This is a genomic window from Bacteroides sp. AM16-13, assembly GCF_003602705.1.
Classification (GTDB): Bacteria; Bacteroidota; Bacteroidia; order Bacteroidales; family Bacteroidaceae; genus Bacteroides; species Bacteroides xylanisolvens.
Genome location: NZ_QTLK01000034.1, coordinates 1 through 17,628, shown reverse-complemented (window position 1 = coordinate 17,628; position 17,628 = coordinate 1). Strand labels below are relative to the sequence as shown.

Annotated in this window: 12 protein-coding genes; 4 read left to right on the top strand and 8 right to left on the bottom strand. The window is 42.9% G+C overall.

Going from position 1 to position 17,628, the window contains the following annotated elements:
* Nucleotides 1-97: 97 nt before the first annotated feature.
* Nucleotides 98-1,297, bottom strand: a complete 1,200-nt coding sequence (locus tag DW173_RS21235) for an acetate kinase (RefSeq protein ID WP_004314424.1) — start codon at nt 1,295-1,297, stop codon at nt 98-100.
* Nucleotides 1,298-1,337: 40 nt separating this feature from the next.
* Complete coding sequence (gene pta / locus DW173_RS21230) at nt 1,338-2,357, bottom strand: phosphate acetyltransferase (RefSeq protein WP_120145171.1); 1,020 nt, start codon at nt 2,355-2,357, stop codon at nt 1,338-1,340.
* A 197-nt stretch (nt 2,358-2,554) separates the two neighbouring features.
* On the opposite strand from pta, the gene DW173_RS21225 reads away from it, so the two are divergent.
* The 4 genes from DW173_RS21225 to DW173_RS21210 are packed head-to-tail and all read left to right on the top strand — an operon-like array spanning nt 2,555 to nt 5,694.
* Nucleotides 2,555-2,998, top strand: coding sequence for a CidA/LrgA family protein (locus DW173_RS21225; RefSeq protein WP_008024417.1), 444 nt, complete (start codon nt 2,555-2,557; stop codon nt 2,996-2,998).
* Complete coding sequence (locus tag DW173_RS21220; RefSeq protein WP_004305057.1) at nt 2,995-3,690, top strand: LrgB family protein; 696 nt, start codon at nt 2,995-2,997, stop codon at nt 3,688-3,690. The genes DW173_RS21225 and DW173_RS21220 overlap by 4 nt, the downstream gene beginning before the upstream one ends.
* 56 nt (nt 3,691-3,746) lie before the next feature.
* Nucleotides 3,747-4,664, top strand: a complete 918-nt coding sequence (locus DW173_RS21215) for a DUF2156 domain-containing protein (protein WP_004305058.1) — start codon at nt 3,747-3,749, stop codon at nt 4,662-4,664.
* Between the two features lie 13 nt (nt 4,665-4,677).
* Entirely contained in the window at nt 4,678-5,694 is a 1,017-nt protein-coding gene (locus tag DW173_RS21210) for a GNAT family N-acetyltransferase (RefSeq protein WP_118196109.1), read from the top strand.
* Between the two features lie 64 nt (nt 5,695-5,758).
* Here the strand turns inward: DW173_RS21210 and DW173_RS21205 are convergent, their stop codons facing one another.
* From DW173_RS21205 to DW173_RS21175, 6 genes are all read right to left on the bottom strand, one after another.
* Nucleotides 5,759-7,054 (bottom strand): BNR repeat-containing protein, encoded by a 1,296-nt coding sequence (locus tag DW173_RS21205; RefSeq protein ID WP_120145170.1) that lies wholly within the window; start codon nt 7,052-7,054, stop codon nt 5,759-5,761.
* A 14-nt stretch (nt 7,055-7,068) separates the two neighbouring features.
* On the bottom strand, nt 7,069-8,109 hold the full coding sequence (locus DW173_RS21200; protein WP_022276528.1) for a glycoside hydrolase family 43 protein: 1,041 nt from the start codon (nt 8,107-8,109) through the stop codon (nt 7,069-7,071).
* A 1,069-nt stretch (nt 8,110-9,178) separates the two neighbouring features.
* Nucleotides 9,179-11,128, bottom strand: a complete 1,950-nt coding sequence (locus tag DW173_RS21190; RefSeq protein ID WP_120145187.1) for a glycoside hydrolase family 97 protein — start codon at nt 11,126-11,128, stop codon at nt 9,179-9,181.
* Between the two features lie 36 nt (nt 11,129-11,164).
* Nucleotides 11,165-13,630, bottom strand: a complete 2,466-nt coding sequence (locus DW173_RS21185; protein WP_120145169.1) for an alpha-L-arabinofuranosidase C-terminal domain-containing protein — start codon at nt 13,628-13,630, stop codon at nt 11,165-11,167.
* 377 nt (nt 13,631-14,007) lie between these two features.
* Nucleotides 14,008-14,985, bottom strand: a complete 978-nt coding sequence (locus DW173_RS21180) for a glycoside hydrolase family 43 protein (protein ID WP_087321584.1) — start codon at nt 14,983-14,985, stop codon at nt 14,008-14,010.
* 23 nt (nt 14,986-15,008) lie between these two features.
* On the bottom strand, nt 15,009-17,345 hold the full coding sequence (locus tag DW173_RS21175; RefSeq protein WP_120145168.1) for a beta-galactosidase: 2,337 nt from the start codon (nt 17,343-17,345) through the stop codon (nt 15,009-15,011).
* Between the last annotated feature and the right edge of the window lie 283 nt (nt 17,346-17,628).

Genomic DNA, 17,628 nt, shown 5'->3' with positions numbered 1-17,628 from the left:
AGTTACATTCAGATGACTATAACTATTTGATGACTTCATAAAAAAAGATGGACTCGAAATTGAATCCATCTTTTTTATTTATTAATCAGTAAATCTGTTACTTCTTCAGAATATCCATTGTATCAGACGCAATCAACAGTTCTTCATCTGTCGGAATCACTACTACTTTCACTTTAGAAGCAGGAGTAGAAATAATTGCTTCCTCACCACGAACTTTAGCATTCACATCGTTGTCAAGCTCGATACCCATGAATTCCATATCCTTACAAACTTCACGGCGACATTCCATCTGATTTTCACCTACACCACCTGTAAACAGAATGATATCTACACCGCCCAATGCAGCAGCATAAGCACCGATGTATTTCTTGATACGATAATAATACATCTTCTCTGCAAGGATAGCTTTCTCATTGCCAGCCGCACAAGCAGCCAAAAGTTCACGCATATCGCTTGATACACCTGAAATACCGAGTACACCGCTCTTCTTGTTCAACAGGTTGGAAACACCCGTAGTATTCAAGCCTTCTTTTTCCATGATAAACGTCACTGCACCGGCATCAATGTCACCGCTGCGAGTACCCATCATCAAGCCTTCCAATGGAGTCAAGCCCATAGTAGTATCTATACATTTACCATCTTTGATAGCGGCAATAGAACCACCATTACCAATATGACAAGTGATGATTTTCTTTCCTACCGGATTTACACCCAAGAATTCGCATACACGTTTGGACACGTAACGATGAGATGTTCCGTGGAAGCCATAACGACGCACACCATACTTTTCATACAATTCATAAGGAATAGCATACATGTAGGCATAATCCGGCATGGTCTGATGAAAAGCCGTATCAAATACACCTACCTGCGGAATGTTAGGAAGAATAGCAGAAACTGCATTCACACCTTTCAAGTTAGCCGGATTGTGCAACGGAGCCAGATCATTGCAAGCTGTAAAGGCTTCCAATACCTCCTTATTCAGCAATACAGATTCGCTGAAACGCTCGCCTCCGTGTACCATACGGTGACCTACGGCATTGATTTCATCCAAAGATTTGATAGCGCCATATTCGGGGTGAATCAACGTATTCAGGATAAACTCAACTCCTACTGTATGTTCAGGAATATCTTTTTCCAGAATTTTCTTTTCACCATTCGGCAAAGTCAGTTTCAAGAAAGATCCTTTCAGACCGATTTTTTCGATACCACCTTGCGCAATCACTTCTTTGCTGGTCATATCGAACAATTTATATTTAATAGATGAACTTCCGCAGTTCAATACCAGAATTTTCATGTCGTTGTCGATTTAATACTTACTACTTTATATCTAATACTTATTTATTTGCCTTTGCAGCAATAGCCTGGTTAGCCGTGATAGCAATCATACGATATACATCTTCAATAGAACAACCACGAGACAAGTCGTTTACCGGGCAAGCGATACCTTGAAGGATCGGGCCGATAGCATCAGCATGTCCCAAACGTTGAACTAGCTTATAAGAAATGTTACCTACTTCCAAGCTTGGAACAATCAGTACATTTGCTTGTCCGGCTACCTCCGAACCCGGAGCTTTGCTTGCACCTACTTCAGGAACAAGAGCCGCATCTGCCTGCAGTTCACCGTCCAAATCAAGAGTCGGAGCCATTTCCTTAGCTATTTTAGTTGCTTCTACTACTTTGTCTACCACTTCATGTTTAGCGGAACCCTTGGTTGAAAAGCTCAACAGAGCTACTTTCGGATTTTCGATACCGGCAACCGCCTTGGCAGTCTGCGCTGTACAAACTGCAATCTGCGCCAATTGATTAGCATCAGGAACCGGGGTTACGGCCACATCACCCATGACCAAAATTCCATTCTTTCCATATTCGGGAGCATGAGTCAGGAGCAACATAGCACCAGATACGCAAGTGATTCCCGGAGCAGTCTTGATAATCTGCAAAGCAGGACGCAATACATTACCAGTAGTGTTGCGGGCACCAGCCAACTGACCGTCAGCGTCACCATTCTTCATCATTAAACAACCAAAGAATAAAGGATCATTCGTTAACTTGCGGGCTTCTTCGATAGTCATCCCCTTCTTTTTACGAAGTTCACACAATAACTGCGCATATTCTTCGTGTTTCGGAGAAGTTTCAGGATCAATGATAGTAGCTTTACCGATGTTTCCCAATCCCCATTTTGTAGCAAGTTCATTAATTTCTGCCGGTTTACCCAGTAAAATTAGATCGGCTACTTCGTCTGTCAAAATCATATTGGCAGCTTTCAATGTGCGTTCTTCAGTTCCTTCCGGAAGAACAATACGTTGGCGATTTGCTTTCGCACGCGCCACGATTTGGTTGATTAAATTGAGCATAGATATATTGAATATTATTATAAAACGTCCTTACAATTTGTAATTTGCGGTGCAAAAGTACTCAATTTTGCAATATCCACATTACAATTTCGGCTATTTTTCTCTCCCAAGTCTAAAATATTATAATATTTAACACTGTACTCCTATTTTTCATACCTTTGCAGTGTTTTCAAACAAAATCAATAGGTTATTAGTATATGATACGTCAGTGCGCCATTTTATTTGGCTGTTTGGCTTTGGGTGAATTAATAGTTTATCTTACGGGTATCAAGCTCCCCTCCAGCATCATCGGTATGCTGCTGCTCACCCTCTTTTTAAAATTAGGTTGGATTAAACTACACTGGGTACAGGGATTGTCCGACTTTCTGGTTGCCAACTTAGGATTCTTTTTCGTTCCGCCCGGTGTGGCTCTTATGCTGTACTTTGATGTTATTGCGGCAGAGTTCTGGCCGATAGTGACAGCGACCATTGTCAGCACCGCGCTTGTACTTGTCGTTACGGGATGGGTGCACCAAATCGTCCGCAAGTTCAGGCTGGCACGTCAGATTAAGCTGGCACGCAAACTTCACCTGACGGATTTCCATCTGTCGGAGAAACTGCACCTTAAAGATAAAATCAACTTAACGAATAAAGACAAATGAGCTTCTTAGAGAATAATTTCTTCCTGCTGGCTATCACCTTCGGGATTTTCTTCTTTGCCAAATTGCTTCAGAAGAAAACAGGACTGGTATTATTAAATCCTATATTGCTGACCATCGCCCTATTAATCATCTTCCTTAAAATGACAAATATCTCATACGAGACCTATAATAAAGGAGGACATCTGATCGAGTTCTGGCTCCGCCCGGCTGTTGTTGCTTTAGGCGTACCTTTATATCTTCAATTGGAAATGATAAAAAAGCAGTTACTGCCTATCCTTCTGTCTCAACTGGCAGGCTGCATTGTCGGAGTTATTTCAGTAGTGCTGATTGCGAAGTTCATGGGAGCTTCCCAAGAAGTAATCCTGTCTCTGGCTCCCAAATCGGTTACGACTCCGATTGCGATGGAAGTAACCAAAGCCATTGGCGGTATTCCGTCACTGACGGCGGCAGTTGTTGTGGCAGTAGGTTTATTAGGAGCGATCTGTGGTTTTAAGACCATGAAAATCATGCGTGTAGGCAGTCCGATCGCCCAAGGGCTTTCGATGGGGACAGCCGCTCATGCTGTCGGAACTTCCACCGCAATGGATATCAGCAGCAAATATGGAGCATACGCCAGTCTGGGACTGACACTGAATGGAATCTTCACTGCACTGCTCACACCTACAATCCTTCGATTATTAGGTGTCTTGTAAAAACAAAATCTCTTGATTTTCCGTTATATAAAGAGTTAAACGCAAAAAGCAATTTTATGATTCCATTTAAAGATATCACATTAGCAGACAAAGACACAATCACCTCATTCACGATGAAAAGTGATCGCCGCAATTGCGATCTTTCATTCTCCAATCTTTGCAGCTGGAGGTTCTTATATGACACTCAATTCGCAGTGGTCGACAACTTTTTGGTATTCAAGTTCTGGGCGGGAGAACAACTTGCTTATATGATGCCCGTAGGCACAGGAGATTTGAAAGCAGTATTGTGGGAACTGATAGAAGATGCCCGCAAAGAGAACCAGCATTTCTGTATGCTGGGAGTGTGCAGCAATATGCGCGCTGATCTCGAAGCTATCCTTCCGGAACAGTTCACTTTCACAGAAGACCGCGACTATGCGGATTATATTTATTTGAGAAGTGATCTATCTACGCTGAAAGGGAAGAAATTCCAAGCGAAAAGAAATCATATCAACCGGTTCCGCAACACTTATCCGGATTACGAATACACACCGATTACCCCGGACCGTATTCAGGAATGTCTGGATCTGGAAGCAGAGTGGTGTAAAGTGAATAATTGTGACCAACAGGAAGGGACAGGCAACGAACGTCGCGCCCTGATTTATGCTCTCCACAACTTCGAGGCACTCGGACTGACGGGAGGTATCTTACATGTGAACGGTAAAATCGTCGCATTCACATTCGGTATGCCTATCAACCATGAAACATTCGGCGTACATGTAGAAAAAGCGGATACCAGTATTGAAGGTGCGTATGCCATGATTAATTATGAATTTGCCAACCGGATTCCCGAACAATATATCTATATCAACCGGGAAGAGGATTTAGGTATTGAGGGTTTGCGCAAAGCCAAACTGTCTTACCAGCCGGCGACGATTCTGGAAAAATATATGGCTTGCCTCAAAGAGCATCCCATGAATATGGTTAAATGGTAAATCCATTATAAATATGATGTTAAAGGAGCAAGTAAAAGCATTGTGGAAAATCTGTTTTGACGATAGTGAAGAATTCGTTGAAATGTACTTCAGACTGCGCTATAAAACAGAGGTGAATGTCGCCATCCAAAGTGGCGATGAGGTGATCTCTGCGCTTCAGATGCTTCCTTATCCGATGACTTTCGGCGGAGAAACAGTGCAGACTTCCTATATTTCAGGAGCCTGTACGCATCCCGATTTCCGAAGCAAAGGGGTCATGCGAGAGCTCTTATCACAGTCTTTCGCCCGGATGCTGCGGAATGGAGTACATTTCAGTACATTGATACCGGCAGAGCCCTGGTTGTTCGACTATTATGCCCGCATGGGATATGCTTCCGTATTCAAGTATTCAACTAAAGAGATCGTTTTGCCGGAGTTTATTCCTGCTAAAGAGATAGCGGTCAGTGTGGTTCCGGAATTTCAGGAAGAGATTTATTCTTATTTGAATAAGAAGCTTTCCGAACGGGCTTGCTGTATTCAGCACACGCTGGAAGACTTTCAGGTTATTATGACTGATCTTGCCATCAGCGGAGGATACTTATTTGTAGCCAGACAAGAAAACGAAATCAAGGGGGTGACTATTATATATAAAGGAGACAAACATATCATTATCAATGAGCTTTGCGCTGAAGATAAAGATGTGGAATATAGCCTATTGTATGCTATCAGGCAACACACCGGATATAAGCGCATGGTTCAACTCTTACCTCCCGAAGATCAACAGCCTCAACATCCGTTGGGTATGGCACGTATCATCAATGCCAAAGAAGTGCTGCAAATCTATGCCGCGGCTTTCCCCGAAGATGAAATGCAACTGGAATTGTCTGATAAGCAATTGTCTGTGAATAACGGTTATTATTATCTGTGTAAAGGGAAGTGCATGTATAGTACCGAGCGACTGCCCGGTACACATATACAGATGAATATTAGTGAACTAACCGATAGAATACTCCAGCCGTTAAAGCCATATATGAGCTTGATGATGAATTAAGACACGAATTACACCACTTAGGAAGAGTACGAAAAGAAGAGTTGCAGATAGTTTCTTCATATCTTTACTTATTTATATTCATATCTGTTTCTAATACATATACCATTTGAGGATCAATTTCTGCCGTGCGTTCACCATCTCCCTGACGGGTGTGTTGCACAAAGAGATGAAGCTTCCGCTGTTTCTTCCAGAGTTCCGTATCATGAGACGGTTCCCAGGCATCTACGGAAAAGTCGGTCAAATCCGTTATCGTCCATTTACTAATGCCGACGTCGGACGCATGTGCCATTGAGACACGGCTTCCCCGTTCTTCGTCGCGGAAAATATAAAAGACTTCCCCATCCTCTACCACAATACGCGGACGGGCAATAGGTATCATTTTCGTACCGCCACCCTTCAAGGTAAAAGGTGTTTTGCGATCTGTGATCTGCCGTTGATGCCATACTTTCCCGTCATTCCAGACGATACGATATTGGGGCACGTTACTGTCGGGATCCCGCCAATAAGTGGCTATATACGGATTTCCTTCTGCATCGGCACTCATACTTGTTTGATTAATCAACTCACAGTTTTGAGGCAAACGACAGGCATACTCTGCATTAGACAATTTGATAGGAAGTTCATATTGCTCTCCACTTGATTTATACCAAGTCACTCCATTATCAAACGAACGGGCATAACATATATCATGGTTTGTTTCCACATGCCAGCTTTCGCGCCACACCCACGAAAGATGGATGGTTCCTTTCTCATCGACATACATTTGCCAATAAGCATTCCGTTTATTTTCTCCATCAATCAGTATATCCTGCACACGAGTCCATTTATGTTCTTTCAGCGAATAACGGTTCATCACCAAGTTACCACGACCGGAAGAACCGGAACGATAAACAAACAGTAAATCTCCTCCGGATAAAGAATAAAACTCCGGATAGGTTACATTTCCTTCATCAATTCCGGTCATCGGTATTTTATCTCCCAGTTTCAGAGAACCGGGAGCAATGCTCCGGCAATAATTCAGTTTATGTCCATGATGATCGAAAGACACGTGTATGTAACCTTCTCCATCCACCATCATACTGATTACATTATGAGCATCCTTTACATTTCCCTGATATTGGGTACGGTGTAAAGTCCATTGTTTCGAATCCAGTTTCCGCTTTCCAAGTATCAGATAGCCGTCGTTATCGTAATAACTGATATATTGTTCCTCACCGTGCGTCACCAGCGAGTTATTCCGAAAGACCGTCGTATTGACCGAAGTACAGCTATATCCCTTTCCTACTTCCACCAAACGCTGGGAACAGACAAGAGTAGGAACAAGTATTATTCCGCAAAGTAGTAGTAATATCCGTTTCATGCTTATCTTCTTTTTTATTTGTCAAAGATGGAAAGAGTCCATTTTTCATGCCAGGGAATTGTTATCTTTCCGTCTTTTACAAGTACAGGCAGCCATACATAGCGTGAGTCTTCCAAGTCTTTCTTTTTCCAGCGGTCGAACATAGCGATGTATGCGTCCTTCTTTCCGATAACAGGCTGAACGTAAGTACTCTGCGCGTAAAACGTTTTATCCGCATCCGGTCCCGTACAAGGATTACCGATCGTTTTCCACGTTCCCATAATAGAATCGGCCACTGCTATTTCGGCCACATTCGGATCCCAGCCTGTGCAACCGGAGCTTAACATATAGTATTTACCATTATATTTAAACACAGCCGGAGCTTCACGAGACTCTTTGACGAAATTACGAGTAAACCGTCCGCTGGGTTTCAAATAATCATCAGTCAAAAGACTAATATACATAGTTTCATTATTTTCCGAAGAATAGAACTGATAAGCACGTCCGTCATCATCCACAAAAACTGTCTGGTCGCGGCTCATCGCATTGTTCGGACGGAAACTTCCCTGATAGACGAACGGCCCGACAGGAGAATCGGCAACCGCCACTCCGGCACAAGCCTTACTGTAATCGGCACTTTCCACATGTGCCCACATTACAAACTTACCGGTCTTCTTATTAAAGATGACTTTCGGACGTTCCAACACTTTGGACGGATGCAGGTCATGATTCGGATCGTCTTTGACTGCCGGAAGCACAATTCCTTCAAATTTCCAATTCAGCAAGTCTTTAGAAGAGTAACAACCTACTCCGGTCACGTCTGTACGATAACACTCCCACGTAGCCCAGTCCGGCAAAATCGTTTTTCCTTTCTTGTATTCACCATACCAATAGTAAGTACCATTGTGATAAAGAAGTCCGCCACCATGGGCATTGATCGGATTTCCATCCGTATCATTCCACACTTGTCCGGGGATAAATGCTGTGTTCTTTTGTGCCTGCATTGATACAGGTAGTAACAACGCACAAACGACTCCTGATAATATACACTTGATTATTCTGCAATGTCTATTCATATTCATGATATTAAATAAGATTTCTTGTTTACAAAGATAGATGATACATTAAATATAAAGGTACACTTATGTGTCAAAAAAGGACTAAAAAACAATCATTCTCCGCTAAATGCACGATATTACAGAGCATTTGCACTTCGATTTTAGCCCGCGTTTACCATATAATACGATAGGGATAGGGATTTCACCTATCAGTTCACTCAATAAAAAGAACCTACCCGATTTCAACACAAAGTGATTTTCTGGTCGAGCAGGTCATTTATATATACACATAAAATGCTTTTCTGATAATCCGGTTTCCTAATCCTATATGGCACTTCTCTATCTATGCTTCTGAAAACATACCTTACCTGCTTCCTTATCCATTACTAACTACCCTCTCTTTCATTAATAACAAACTTTCTTTTGATTATAGGTAAACTTCCTATTACCAGTATGTAAACTTACTTTTCAATAAATGCAATCTATAAATGAAAGTTGCGTTTATAAAAACAAAACTTGCAATTATATAAATGGAAGTTTCATTTATATAATCAAAGCTTGCATTTATAGTTTTCTTATAATGCAAAGAAAGTTTGGGTCCTATACAAAGGAAGTTTATCCCTTATAGAAAAGAAGTTTTCCTATAATAGTTTGGAAGCTATCTATTAACACTTCTTCTGCCAACTATAGATGAAAGAGTTAGCAGAAGACTGGACAAGCTGTGAAAGCCAGAATAGAAAGGTGAAAGGAAGGTGAAAGCCAGCCCTTCACCCGCTAATGCCGATGAACAGGGCATTGTGAAAGGTGAAGGGTGTTTTCTTGAATATGATTATTTTAGTATACCAGCGTAAGGCAATGTCTGCAACCACAACTGAATGAATTATATCCACGAAACATTTCTCAAATATGGTTTCATTCAAAGAATAAAGAAAGCAGTCTATATTGTTTATATTCAAACAATTATTCATAGCACAATTTGTGTAGCATAAAAAGTGCTACATAAATTATGCTATAAATATTGATTCTATCAAACTTTTACCGAACAATCATTGCCACATGATCCCACAACAAACGATAGAGATATCATCTATTTGTTTACCAATACAGCACCTCCCTGTGGAAGAATCTCCAGCTGCACTTTACCGTTCTCTTTCACTTTCAACGGCACAAGCTGTGGCTCTCCTTTCTTATCATCCTTATACAGGGTAACCGTTTTTCCGGCAAACATCTCTAAATCCAGTTTCAACTTTACTATTTCTTTCCCGGCATTAATGGCCGCCACATACCAAGTGTCACCGTGACGACGTGCCAAGACTACATATTTCCCCGGATATCCATCAATGAAACGTGTCTCGTCCCAAGTGGTAGGAACCGCTTTCATATAGTCCATACAAACAGGAGAAACATCTTTCAGGTTATTGGGAGCAAGCGCAAAGTTTTGTACCGGATTCTGGAATAATACGGTAGTGGCCAGTTGGAATATATCAGTAGTGCGACGCGTAGTTCCTCCGTCATTGTTGCGGTTCAGTCGTTTGTTCAGGAAACAGCCGCCGAATTCCATGCTACCCACCGTATTACGGATAAACGGATGCAGACAAGCATTGAAAGCCTCTTTATCGCAGAAGTGCTGGTTGAATACCATATTCTCGGATGCCAGTACGGCTTCACTACCTACATAATTCGGATACATGCGTTCCCATCCGCGAGGGATTGTACAACCGTGGAAGATCACCATCAGGCCGTGATCGTCGGCATCACTCAAGATATCTTCATACAGGCGCATCGTTTCTTGCTTGTCGCCACCAAAGAAATCGACTTTGATGCCTTTTACTCCGAGACTCTGTAACCATTTCATCTCGCGTTTGCGGATAATGGCGTTGTCCATGTGATTAACCGGTCCTTGCTCAATATCATTCCAATAACCGGAAGAGCTATACCATAAGAAGAGTTCCACGCCTTTACTACGTGCGTATTCTACCAAAGACTTCATGCGGTCGCGACCGATGTTCGTATCCCACCAGTTATCAATCAATGCATACTCATATCCCATTGCCGCAGCAAAATCAATATATCGCACCTGATCGTCATAGTTGATACTACCATCCTGCCAAAGAATCCAGCTCCATGTGCCGCGTCCGAAACGGTAGTCATATTTTGTTTCATAAAGAGGACGCACGACATCCCACGCAACAGTTGTTTCCACAATCGGTTTCAAAGTCTCGCCGACAGTGATAGTACGCCAGGGAGTAGCTCCCGGCAAGGCAAATGCCGGAGCAACCGTTCCGTTGCCGTTATTTTCTTCTGCCATCGGGAAAGCAACCGTATACAGATTACCTTCGCTCACATCGCTTAAACGTGAGCCGCAATATCGACTGTCCAGTCCTGTCTCGCTAACCAGCACCCAACCATCGTCACCGATACGGAACAGGCAAGGGAATGTGTAACCATGCCCGTATTGAGAACGGTCGCTCATCGGAGCATCTGCCTTGTATTCTTCCTCATAACTGGGTTTTGTACGCTTCCATCCTATCATGGCATCGCTTTGCGGACACAAGAAAGTAGTAGTCTGTTGCGGGAAACGGAAGCCGGTTTCTTCAGCAGTCACCGTTACACTTCCTTTTCCATCCTGACGCGGCAGGGTATAACAGAAAGCTACATCATTGTTGCTGACACGAAAGACAACATCTATTTTCTGCCCTTTCGGATTCTCAAAATGACAGTTCAGTTCGTTTGCCTGATAATGCACTTGTGAGGTTTTAATACGATCCTGATGGTAGACGGTATCAATCGGGGTGACCGTATGCCCTGTCAGTTTCATTCCTTTAGCAAAGTCACCGATATTCGTGTTCATACCCAAAGGTGATTTCTCCAGCATGGTTTTCCCATTATAGGTAATGGAATAACTTGGCTTTTCGGCAGGGGAAGTAAAGACAACCAATTGCAGTTTTTCATCCGGTCCTTTCACGACCACGTCTTGTGCCATCAGCGAAGTCAGACAGCAACCAGCCACCAGTAGAGTGCTTATTATCTTCTTCATATTATTCATGTTATTATGTTCTTCATTTATTTCCTGTTATTTCTCATTTGCCTTTTTTATCCGGATCACCGTAAAAGAGTAGGCAGACAATTGGCAATCAAACTTTTCTGCCACTTCCACCGTATCTTCAACAGGTAGCGGAGTATCTGCCGGTTTACCGGTCAGTACGGTTCTCTTTGCAGAAGGCTGTACCGCACCGATTCTGGAAAGGTCGACATGAGTATTCACCTCTACTGGAAGTAAATTGACCAACTTCACAATCACATCTCCACTTGCCGAATCGCGGACAATGGAAGAAGCAAAACGTTTCTGCACTTTATCGTCTTTATTATCCAAAGTGATCTTCGACGGCAAATATTCGTTTCCGGCATTCTGTCCGTAGAGTTTCTGCACATAATATCCGGTGGTCGGTTTCACTTCCCGGTTATTGAAGTAAATCAAATCCGGATTCCATTGGGTATGTCCTTCTTTGGCGAGAAGAGGAGCATAGGAAGTCATGTGTACAACGTCTCCATTACGTTCCAAGGCAGCAAGATAAAGAGCTTCCGTCAGTGCAGTTTCGATATTCGCTTTTCGTCCCGGGATATGAGTCGCATATTCGCCCAAGTATACTTTTGTCTTTTTCGAACGGTCGTATTTATCGTAGAAATCCTGATTGTTCAGGAACCATCCCGGAGTCTGATAATAATGTTCGTCCACCATCGGCACACCCAGTTTGTCGGCCAGTTTCCATCCTTCTACGTAGTCTGTACCTTCATTGAACGGTCCTACTGTACCTACAACGATCATTTCCGGATATTTTTCTTTGATGGCATTAAATATCATTGTAAAACGTTCTTCGAAGATATCGGTGATGAGATCTTCATTTCCGATACCGATGTATTTCAGGTTGAAAGGTTTCGGATGGCCTGCTTCGGCACGTACCTTTCCCCACTTTGTCTTCTTAGCGTCGCCGTTTGCCCATTCTATCAGATCAAGAATATCCTGAATATAAGCCCCCATTTCGCTCATTGGGATACCGCCTTGCTGCCCGCCTCTCAAGTCACCGTGACAGGCAGAGTTCTGGCAAGGAACACCAGCAGCCAATACCGGAAGCGGTTCTGCGCCAATATCTTCGCAGAATTGAAAATATTCAAAATATCCCAGTCCCATGCTTTGATGATACCCCCAAAGGTTGCGTTGAGCCTTTCTTGCTTCTAACGGACCGACTGTATTTTTCCATTGATAGATATTCTTCAGACCATCACCATGAGCCACACAGCCACCGGGAAAACGGATGAAACGGGGATGAATGTCAGCTAACACTTGAGCCAGATCCTTGCGGAGTCCGTTCTTGCGTCCTTTAAATGTATGCTGCGGAAACAGGGAAACCATATCCAGATTCAATTCTCCAGCAGATTGGGGAATGATTTCGAGACGAGTATCTGCGGTTACTTTGGCAGTAATCACTGTTTTATACGTTTTCCATTGGCGGGAAGATACAGTCAGAGAAGTCTCTCCACATATATTTCCTTCTCCATCTACCAAACGAACCTGCAATTTGTTTGATTGCCCCTGCGGAACCCTTGCGAATATGGAAAAATCATATTTCTCTCCGACATTCAGCGCGATACCATCAAAGCCTGTATTTTCTAACGCGGCTCCCGGTCGTTCTACATTCAATACGGCATAGTGCGGATTATTGGCATGAATAGGATCGCTAGTGTTAATAGTGAAAGTGGTTTTATCTCCTTTCAGTGTCCAGGAATGAGTACTATTCCAGTTCTTATCCCCTTCCCTGTCTGAAGGGTCATATTCGAAATCACGGTTCTGGATCAGCTCTGCATAGAGTCCTCCGTCTGCCGAATAATTAATATCTTCAAAGAAAGCACCCAACAAGACATCGCTGATGGTCTTGGCACGTTCGGGTTGTACGGTGACCGTTGCTTTTACAGGCTTCAAACCGGCAAAACGTTCTCCATCCTGTACCGGACGTTCTCCATGCAATGAGTTCCGATATTGATTCCAGCCATAATTCTTATTTAATCCATCTACCAAAGTCCACGCTACCCGGTTGATAGTTCCTTTCTGCTCCTCTCCGGCAACTACGGCTTTCACTCTTGTTCCGTTAAAATCGGAAGTAGTACGGGGATATTTCTGGCTGGTCCAGTTTATCAAGTCTTTAGAAGTGGCCTGACCGTATCCATCACGATCATTCAATTTCCAGGTACATATCCATTCGCCAGCGGGCGACTGTTTCAAATAAGGGTCGAGCATTTTCTTCTGTGATCCCCAACGGCTGTAATCACACCGGAGATATCCGTAGTTCCGGCCGACTTCAAACCAGTTTTCCTTATCCATGCTCCAGGCAAAACGAAGCCCGCTACGTCCGTCGTCTCCGGAAGTAGCGAAGGAAAAGAGATAAACCGAATCGGGGGTACTCGTCATTTCTTTGATTGCAGCTAAAGTGACTTGCTGAAACGACAAAAACAAGACAACTAAAAACAGGAATAATTTTCTCATGGTATCTATTGCATTAAGATTATCAATCGCAAAGTTAAGATTTTCATTATTCTAACTGATATATTTCAAGCTATAATTGGTTGTTTTACACTTAAAAATATATAAGAAACAAGTAAACAAGGGTAAAATATACACTTTTTCCAATATCGTATACTATTTTCCTGGATTACACTAGTGAATCCACCTTATCTTAATAACTCAAAAAAAGACGAAAGGGTGAATGTATTTATCTGGAAATGAAGATTACCCGCTTGAAATTCATTGAATTTGTAGATGAGAGGTGCCCAAATTTCCTTTCAACGAAATCATCTTCGCGACAAGAAGCTGTGGCGAGGATGATTTCTAATTTAGATGGGTTTTGGCCTTCCTCCTTTAGATCAGAAACCTTCCGGTTTACCATACGCCTTGAAAAGGCGTTGCAATTCTTTTTGAGTAATCGGAATAACAGTACCGTGGCGGGGATGGAAATCCATACTAACGGCATGGTCAATCACTTTGAAGTGCTCCAAATCAGCACTTTCCGTAAACTGGTATTTGCCTTTCATATACACATCATACATCAAGATATACTTATCCGAGCCAATCAATGGAAAGATGCCCGCACCCTCTACTGCGTCCTTCGTCTGCTGCTTATAGTCATCTGATTCCGTCCACTGTCCGGAGGTCAGAGAGGAAGTAGTAGCCTTCTTTATGCCATTTCCATTCCCTTCCGTTTTATAGAACAGGTGATAAAGCCCGTCTTTATAAATGATGTCGCCGTCAATACATGACTTTTCGTTTTTCGGAAGAAACAGCGGTTTCGGTTCTCCTTCTATATCGGTAAAATCCTTGTTAGCATAAGCATAATAAATGATGTCCGGACCATTGCCATGTTGCATGGACCAATAGATCATGTATTTTCCGGCCTGCTTGTCATAAATTGTTTGTGGCGCCCACACACGTTTTAGGTTTTCCTGATCGGGATATTTCTTCTGGATATTTACGATATTGGAAGTCCAGTGTACAAGGTCTTTCGATTTCAGCAATACCATGGCGCGATTAGAACTCCATCCATTGGCAGATACCATGTCTGTAACTACCATATAAAATGTCTTCCCATCTTCACAACGTAAAATATGAGGATCGCGCACTCCGCCTGTTGAACTAATCACCCGGGAATCAAGTACCGGTTGATTTCCATTCAAAGCTTTATAATTATATCCGTCGAGACTAACAGCCATCCTGACGGCTTCTTCACTCATGCGATTGCCGGTGAAATAAACAAACAGGTAGGCAGATTGTTGGCAATATCCAGTCAACACTCCTACGAAGAGGAGTGCGAAAAGGATTATATTTTTCTTCATATCTATTATCATTTCAATGCTTGTACATCAATAGTTTAGTAATTAAAGTCGGCAGATTTCACATACACCCGATATTCTTTAATCATGCCCGGATATTCTTTTTCGGCACGGGGCAGATAGCGGAAGCCGGTCACTGTTTCCACTTTACTCAAGTCAATCACCAGTTGATGAGGATAAGGGACATTATCCACAGTCATCCAGAAAGTAGATTCCTGCAAGTCGAATATTTTGTCGGCTGTACGGTTGCCGCTACGCGTTTCTTCGCTATCGGCATAACGAATCTTCCAATGTTCACGAGATACCGGTTTGCCATCAGCTCCCAGGACATCGAACTCTGCCACTGCTGCGATGTTGTCATTTGCTTGCGGAGAAAGCGCTTCCAAACAGAAATAACGTCCTTTCGCCGGAGCAGTAAATCGTACTTCCTGCCAACCGTTGCCCGGAGTGAAAGCACCTTCATGTATTACTTTCTCACCTGCCAGTTTCAGTTTTTCTCCATCCTTGCGGTGCGTTTCGGGAGCTTTTTCACGAAGCACATCAAGAATAGGTTTCTTCAAGCCTTTGATAGAAGCCTTGGCAGGACCTTTCAAATCCAATACGAGAATTTCATTCTCTCCTTCTTTGAGCCAGCAACCCGGCATAAAGAGGGTCTGTTGCGGACCGATTTCCCAGAAACGCCCCATTGCATGACCGTTCACCCAAACCATGCCTTTTCCCCATGTGCTCATATCCAGAAATGTATCTCCTACTTTATCCAGTTTAAAAGTGCTCTTGTAGTAAGCAGGCATAGCCGGTAGTATTTTTGTATCGTTATATTTCTTGTCTTTAATAAAAGAATAATCTACCGGGAAGTTGTACACAGTCCAGTTTTTCAATACCTTAGTCTGATTACCCGAAACTAGTTCCACCTTTTCCGTGATACCTTTGCGGTCGTGAATGGATTTGTCAAAGTTGACACGTCCCATTGCTTCCACCAGAATATCCAGTTGCGTACCTTTTTTCAGTGCGGGCAAAGTCGTAGTAAATTCTCCTTTACGACGGTCCAAACGCGCCAGAAGTTTGCCGTCGGCATAGATTTGCGCCCAGTCGTGCACTTCCGTAATCTTCAAAACGGTTCCTGCGAGGGTTGCTTCAGGCAATGTGGTCCGATACAGAATAGTTCCCCATCCCTGATTGAATTGTTCCATCGGTTGAATATCCACTGTTTGTTTGGCTTCCGGCAAATTCGAGAATAGTGGAGCCACTTTATTGAAATGAATTTCGGGAATCTCAATAACAGGCAAAGCAGCGGGGACTTCAGGCAATGATTCACCGGCCGGAAGATAGTTTTTCAATAAATCGCGAAGCAAGAAAAACTTTTCGGTGGTCCATCCGGCTTCACTGATCGGAGCGTCATAATCATACGAACTGCACATAGCGGAATAAGCAGGGTTGTTTGCACCTCCCCAATGACCGAAAGTCGTTCCTCCGTGAGTCATATAGAGACTGAAAGAGATATTCCGGTCGAGCATATCCTTGATGCCCTGTACCATATCTTTTGCAGGACGTGTTTCGTGTTTCCGTCCCCAATGGTCGAACCACCCGCTCCAGAACTCACTACACATCAATGGAGTTTCGGGACGAAGCTCTTTCAGTTTCTTAAACTGCTGGTCGATATTAGCCCCAGTTCCGAAATTCACAGTCCAAATCAAATCGTCGAGTGCATTATTGGTAAAGTTACTGCTCCAGTCACATTGAAACAGAGGCACATCGGTAAAACCGGATTCACGTACCAAATCACGCACGGCAGAAACGTATGGTTTATCGGTTCCGTAAGAGCCATACTCGTTCTCCACCTGAACCATGATAATATTTCCTCCTTTATTCACTTGCAACGGAGCCAGTTGCTTACCGACTTCTTTCATAAAAATGCCTACCCGTTCCATGTAATAAGGATCAAGCGTGCGCAAAGCTACGTCTTTTTTCTTTAACAGCCACCAGGGAAGTCCTCCCATCTCCCATTCCGCACACACATACGGACCGGGACGGACAATGACGTACATTCCATGTTGCTGCGCAAGTTTACAGAAAGCGGCAATATCATTCTGCCCGGAGAAGTCGAACTTTCCTTCTTCCTGTTCGTGGATATTCCAGAAAATATAAATGCAAATCGTATTCATTCCCAATGCTTTGCACATCTCTATGCGATGACTCCAGTAAGCCTGTGGGATACGGGTGTAATGCAATTCAGCCGCCTTCACTACAAATGGTTTTCCATCAAGCAGGAATGTGTTCTTGCCCGCCTCAAATTTGTGGGCAGTGGTTTGCGCCTGTGCACTACTAAAGAGAATAACTGTAAAAAGTACCAGTAAAGCAATAATTTTGTTTTTCATGGTTTATTCAAAAATAGAATTTTAATAGTATACGGCAAAGGTAGGCGATTCACCTAAAAAGGAGGGGATAATTATCATTCAAAAAGGGTTAGAAATAAAGCAAAATAGCGCCAATTGGCGCTATTTTGCTTTATTTCATTTATTCCCGATCGCAGAAATACCTGGCAGAAACATAACCATTAGTCACAAAAGGATTATTCATATCTATTGTTATTGCCCTAAAGATAATAAATAATGCGAATCAGTAGTTGAAATCACTAGCTGATTCAGTTAGTTAAATTGT

Bases quoted from the DNA above. Each gene is read 5' to 3' on its own strand.
- DW173_RS21235 (WP_004314424.1), bottom strand. From the start codon at position 1,297: ATGAAAATTCTGGTATTGAACTGCGGAAGTTCATCTATTAAATATAAA.
- pta (WP_120145171.1), bottom strand. From the start codon at position 2,357: ATGCTCAATTTAATCAACCAAATCGTGGCGCGTGCGAAAGCAAATCGC.
- DW173_RS21225 (WP_008024417.1), top strand. From the start codon at position 2,555: ATGATACGTCAGTGCGCCATTTTATTTGGCTGTTTGGCTTTGGGTGAA.
- DW173_RS21220 (WP_004305057.1), top strand. From the start codon at position 2,995: ATGAGCTTCTTAGAGAATAATTTCTTCCTGCTGGCTATCACCTTCGGG.
- DW173_RS21215 (WP_004305058.1), top strand. From the start codon at position 3,747: ATGATTCCATTTAAAGATATCACATTAGCAGACAAAGACACAATCACC.
- DW173_RS21210 (WP_118196109.1), top strand. From the start codon at position 4,678: ATGATGTTAAAGGAGCAAGTAAAAGCATTGTGGAAAATCTGTTTTGAC.
- DW173_RS21205 (WP_120145170.1), bottom strand. From the start codon at position 7,054: ATGAAACGGATATTACTACTACTTTGCGGAATAATACTTGTTCCTACT.
- DW173_RS21200 (WP_022276528.1), bottom strand. From the start codon at position 8,109: ATGAATAGACATTGCAGAATAATCAAGTGTATATTATCAGGAGTCGTT.
- DW173_RS21190 (WP_120145187.1), bottom strand. From the start codon at position 11,128: ATGAAGAAGATAATAAGCACTCTACTGGTGGCTGGTTGCTGTCTGACT.
- DW173_RS21185 (WP_120145169.1), bottom strand. From the start codon at position 13,630: ATGAGAAAATTATTCCTGTTTTTAGTTGTCTTGTTTTTGTCGTTTCAG.
- DW173_RS21180 (WP_087321584.1), bottom strand. From the start codon at position 14,985: ATGATAATAGATATGAAGAAAAATATAATCCTTTTCGCACTCCTCTTC.
- DW173_RS21175 (WP_120145168.1), bottom strand. From the start codon at position 17,345: ATGAAAAACAAAATTATTGCTTTACTGGTACTTTTTACAGTTATTCTC.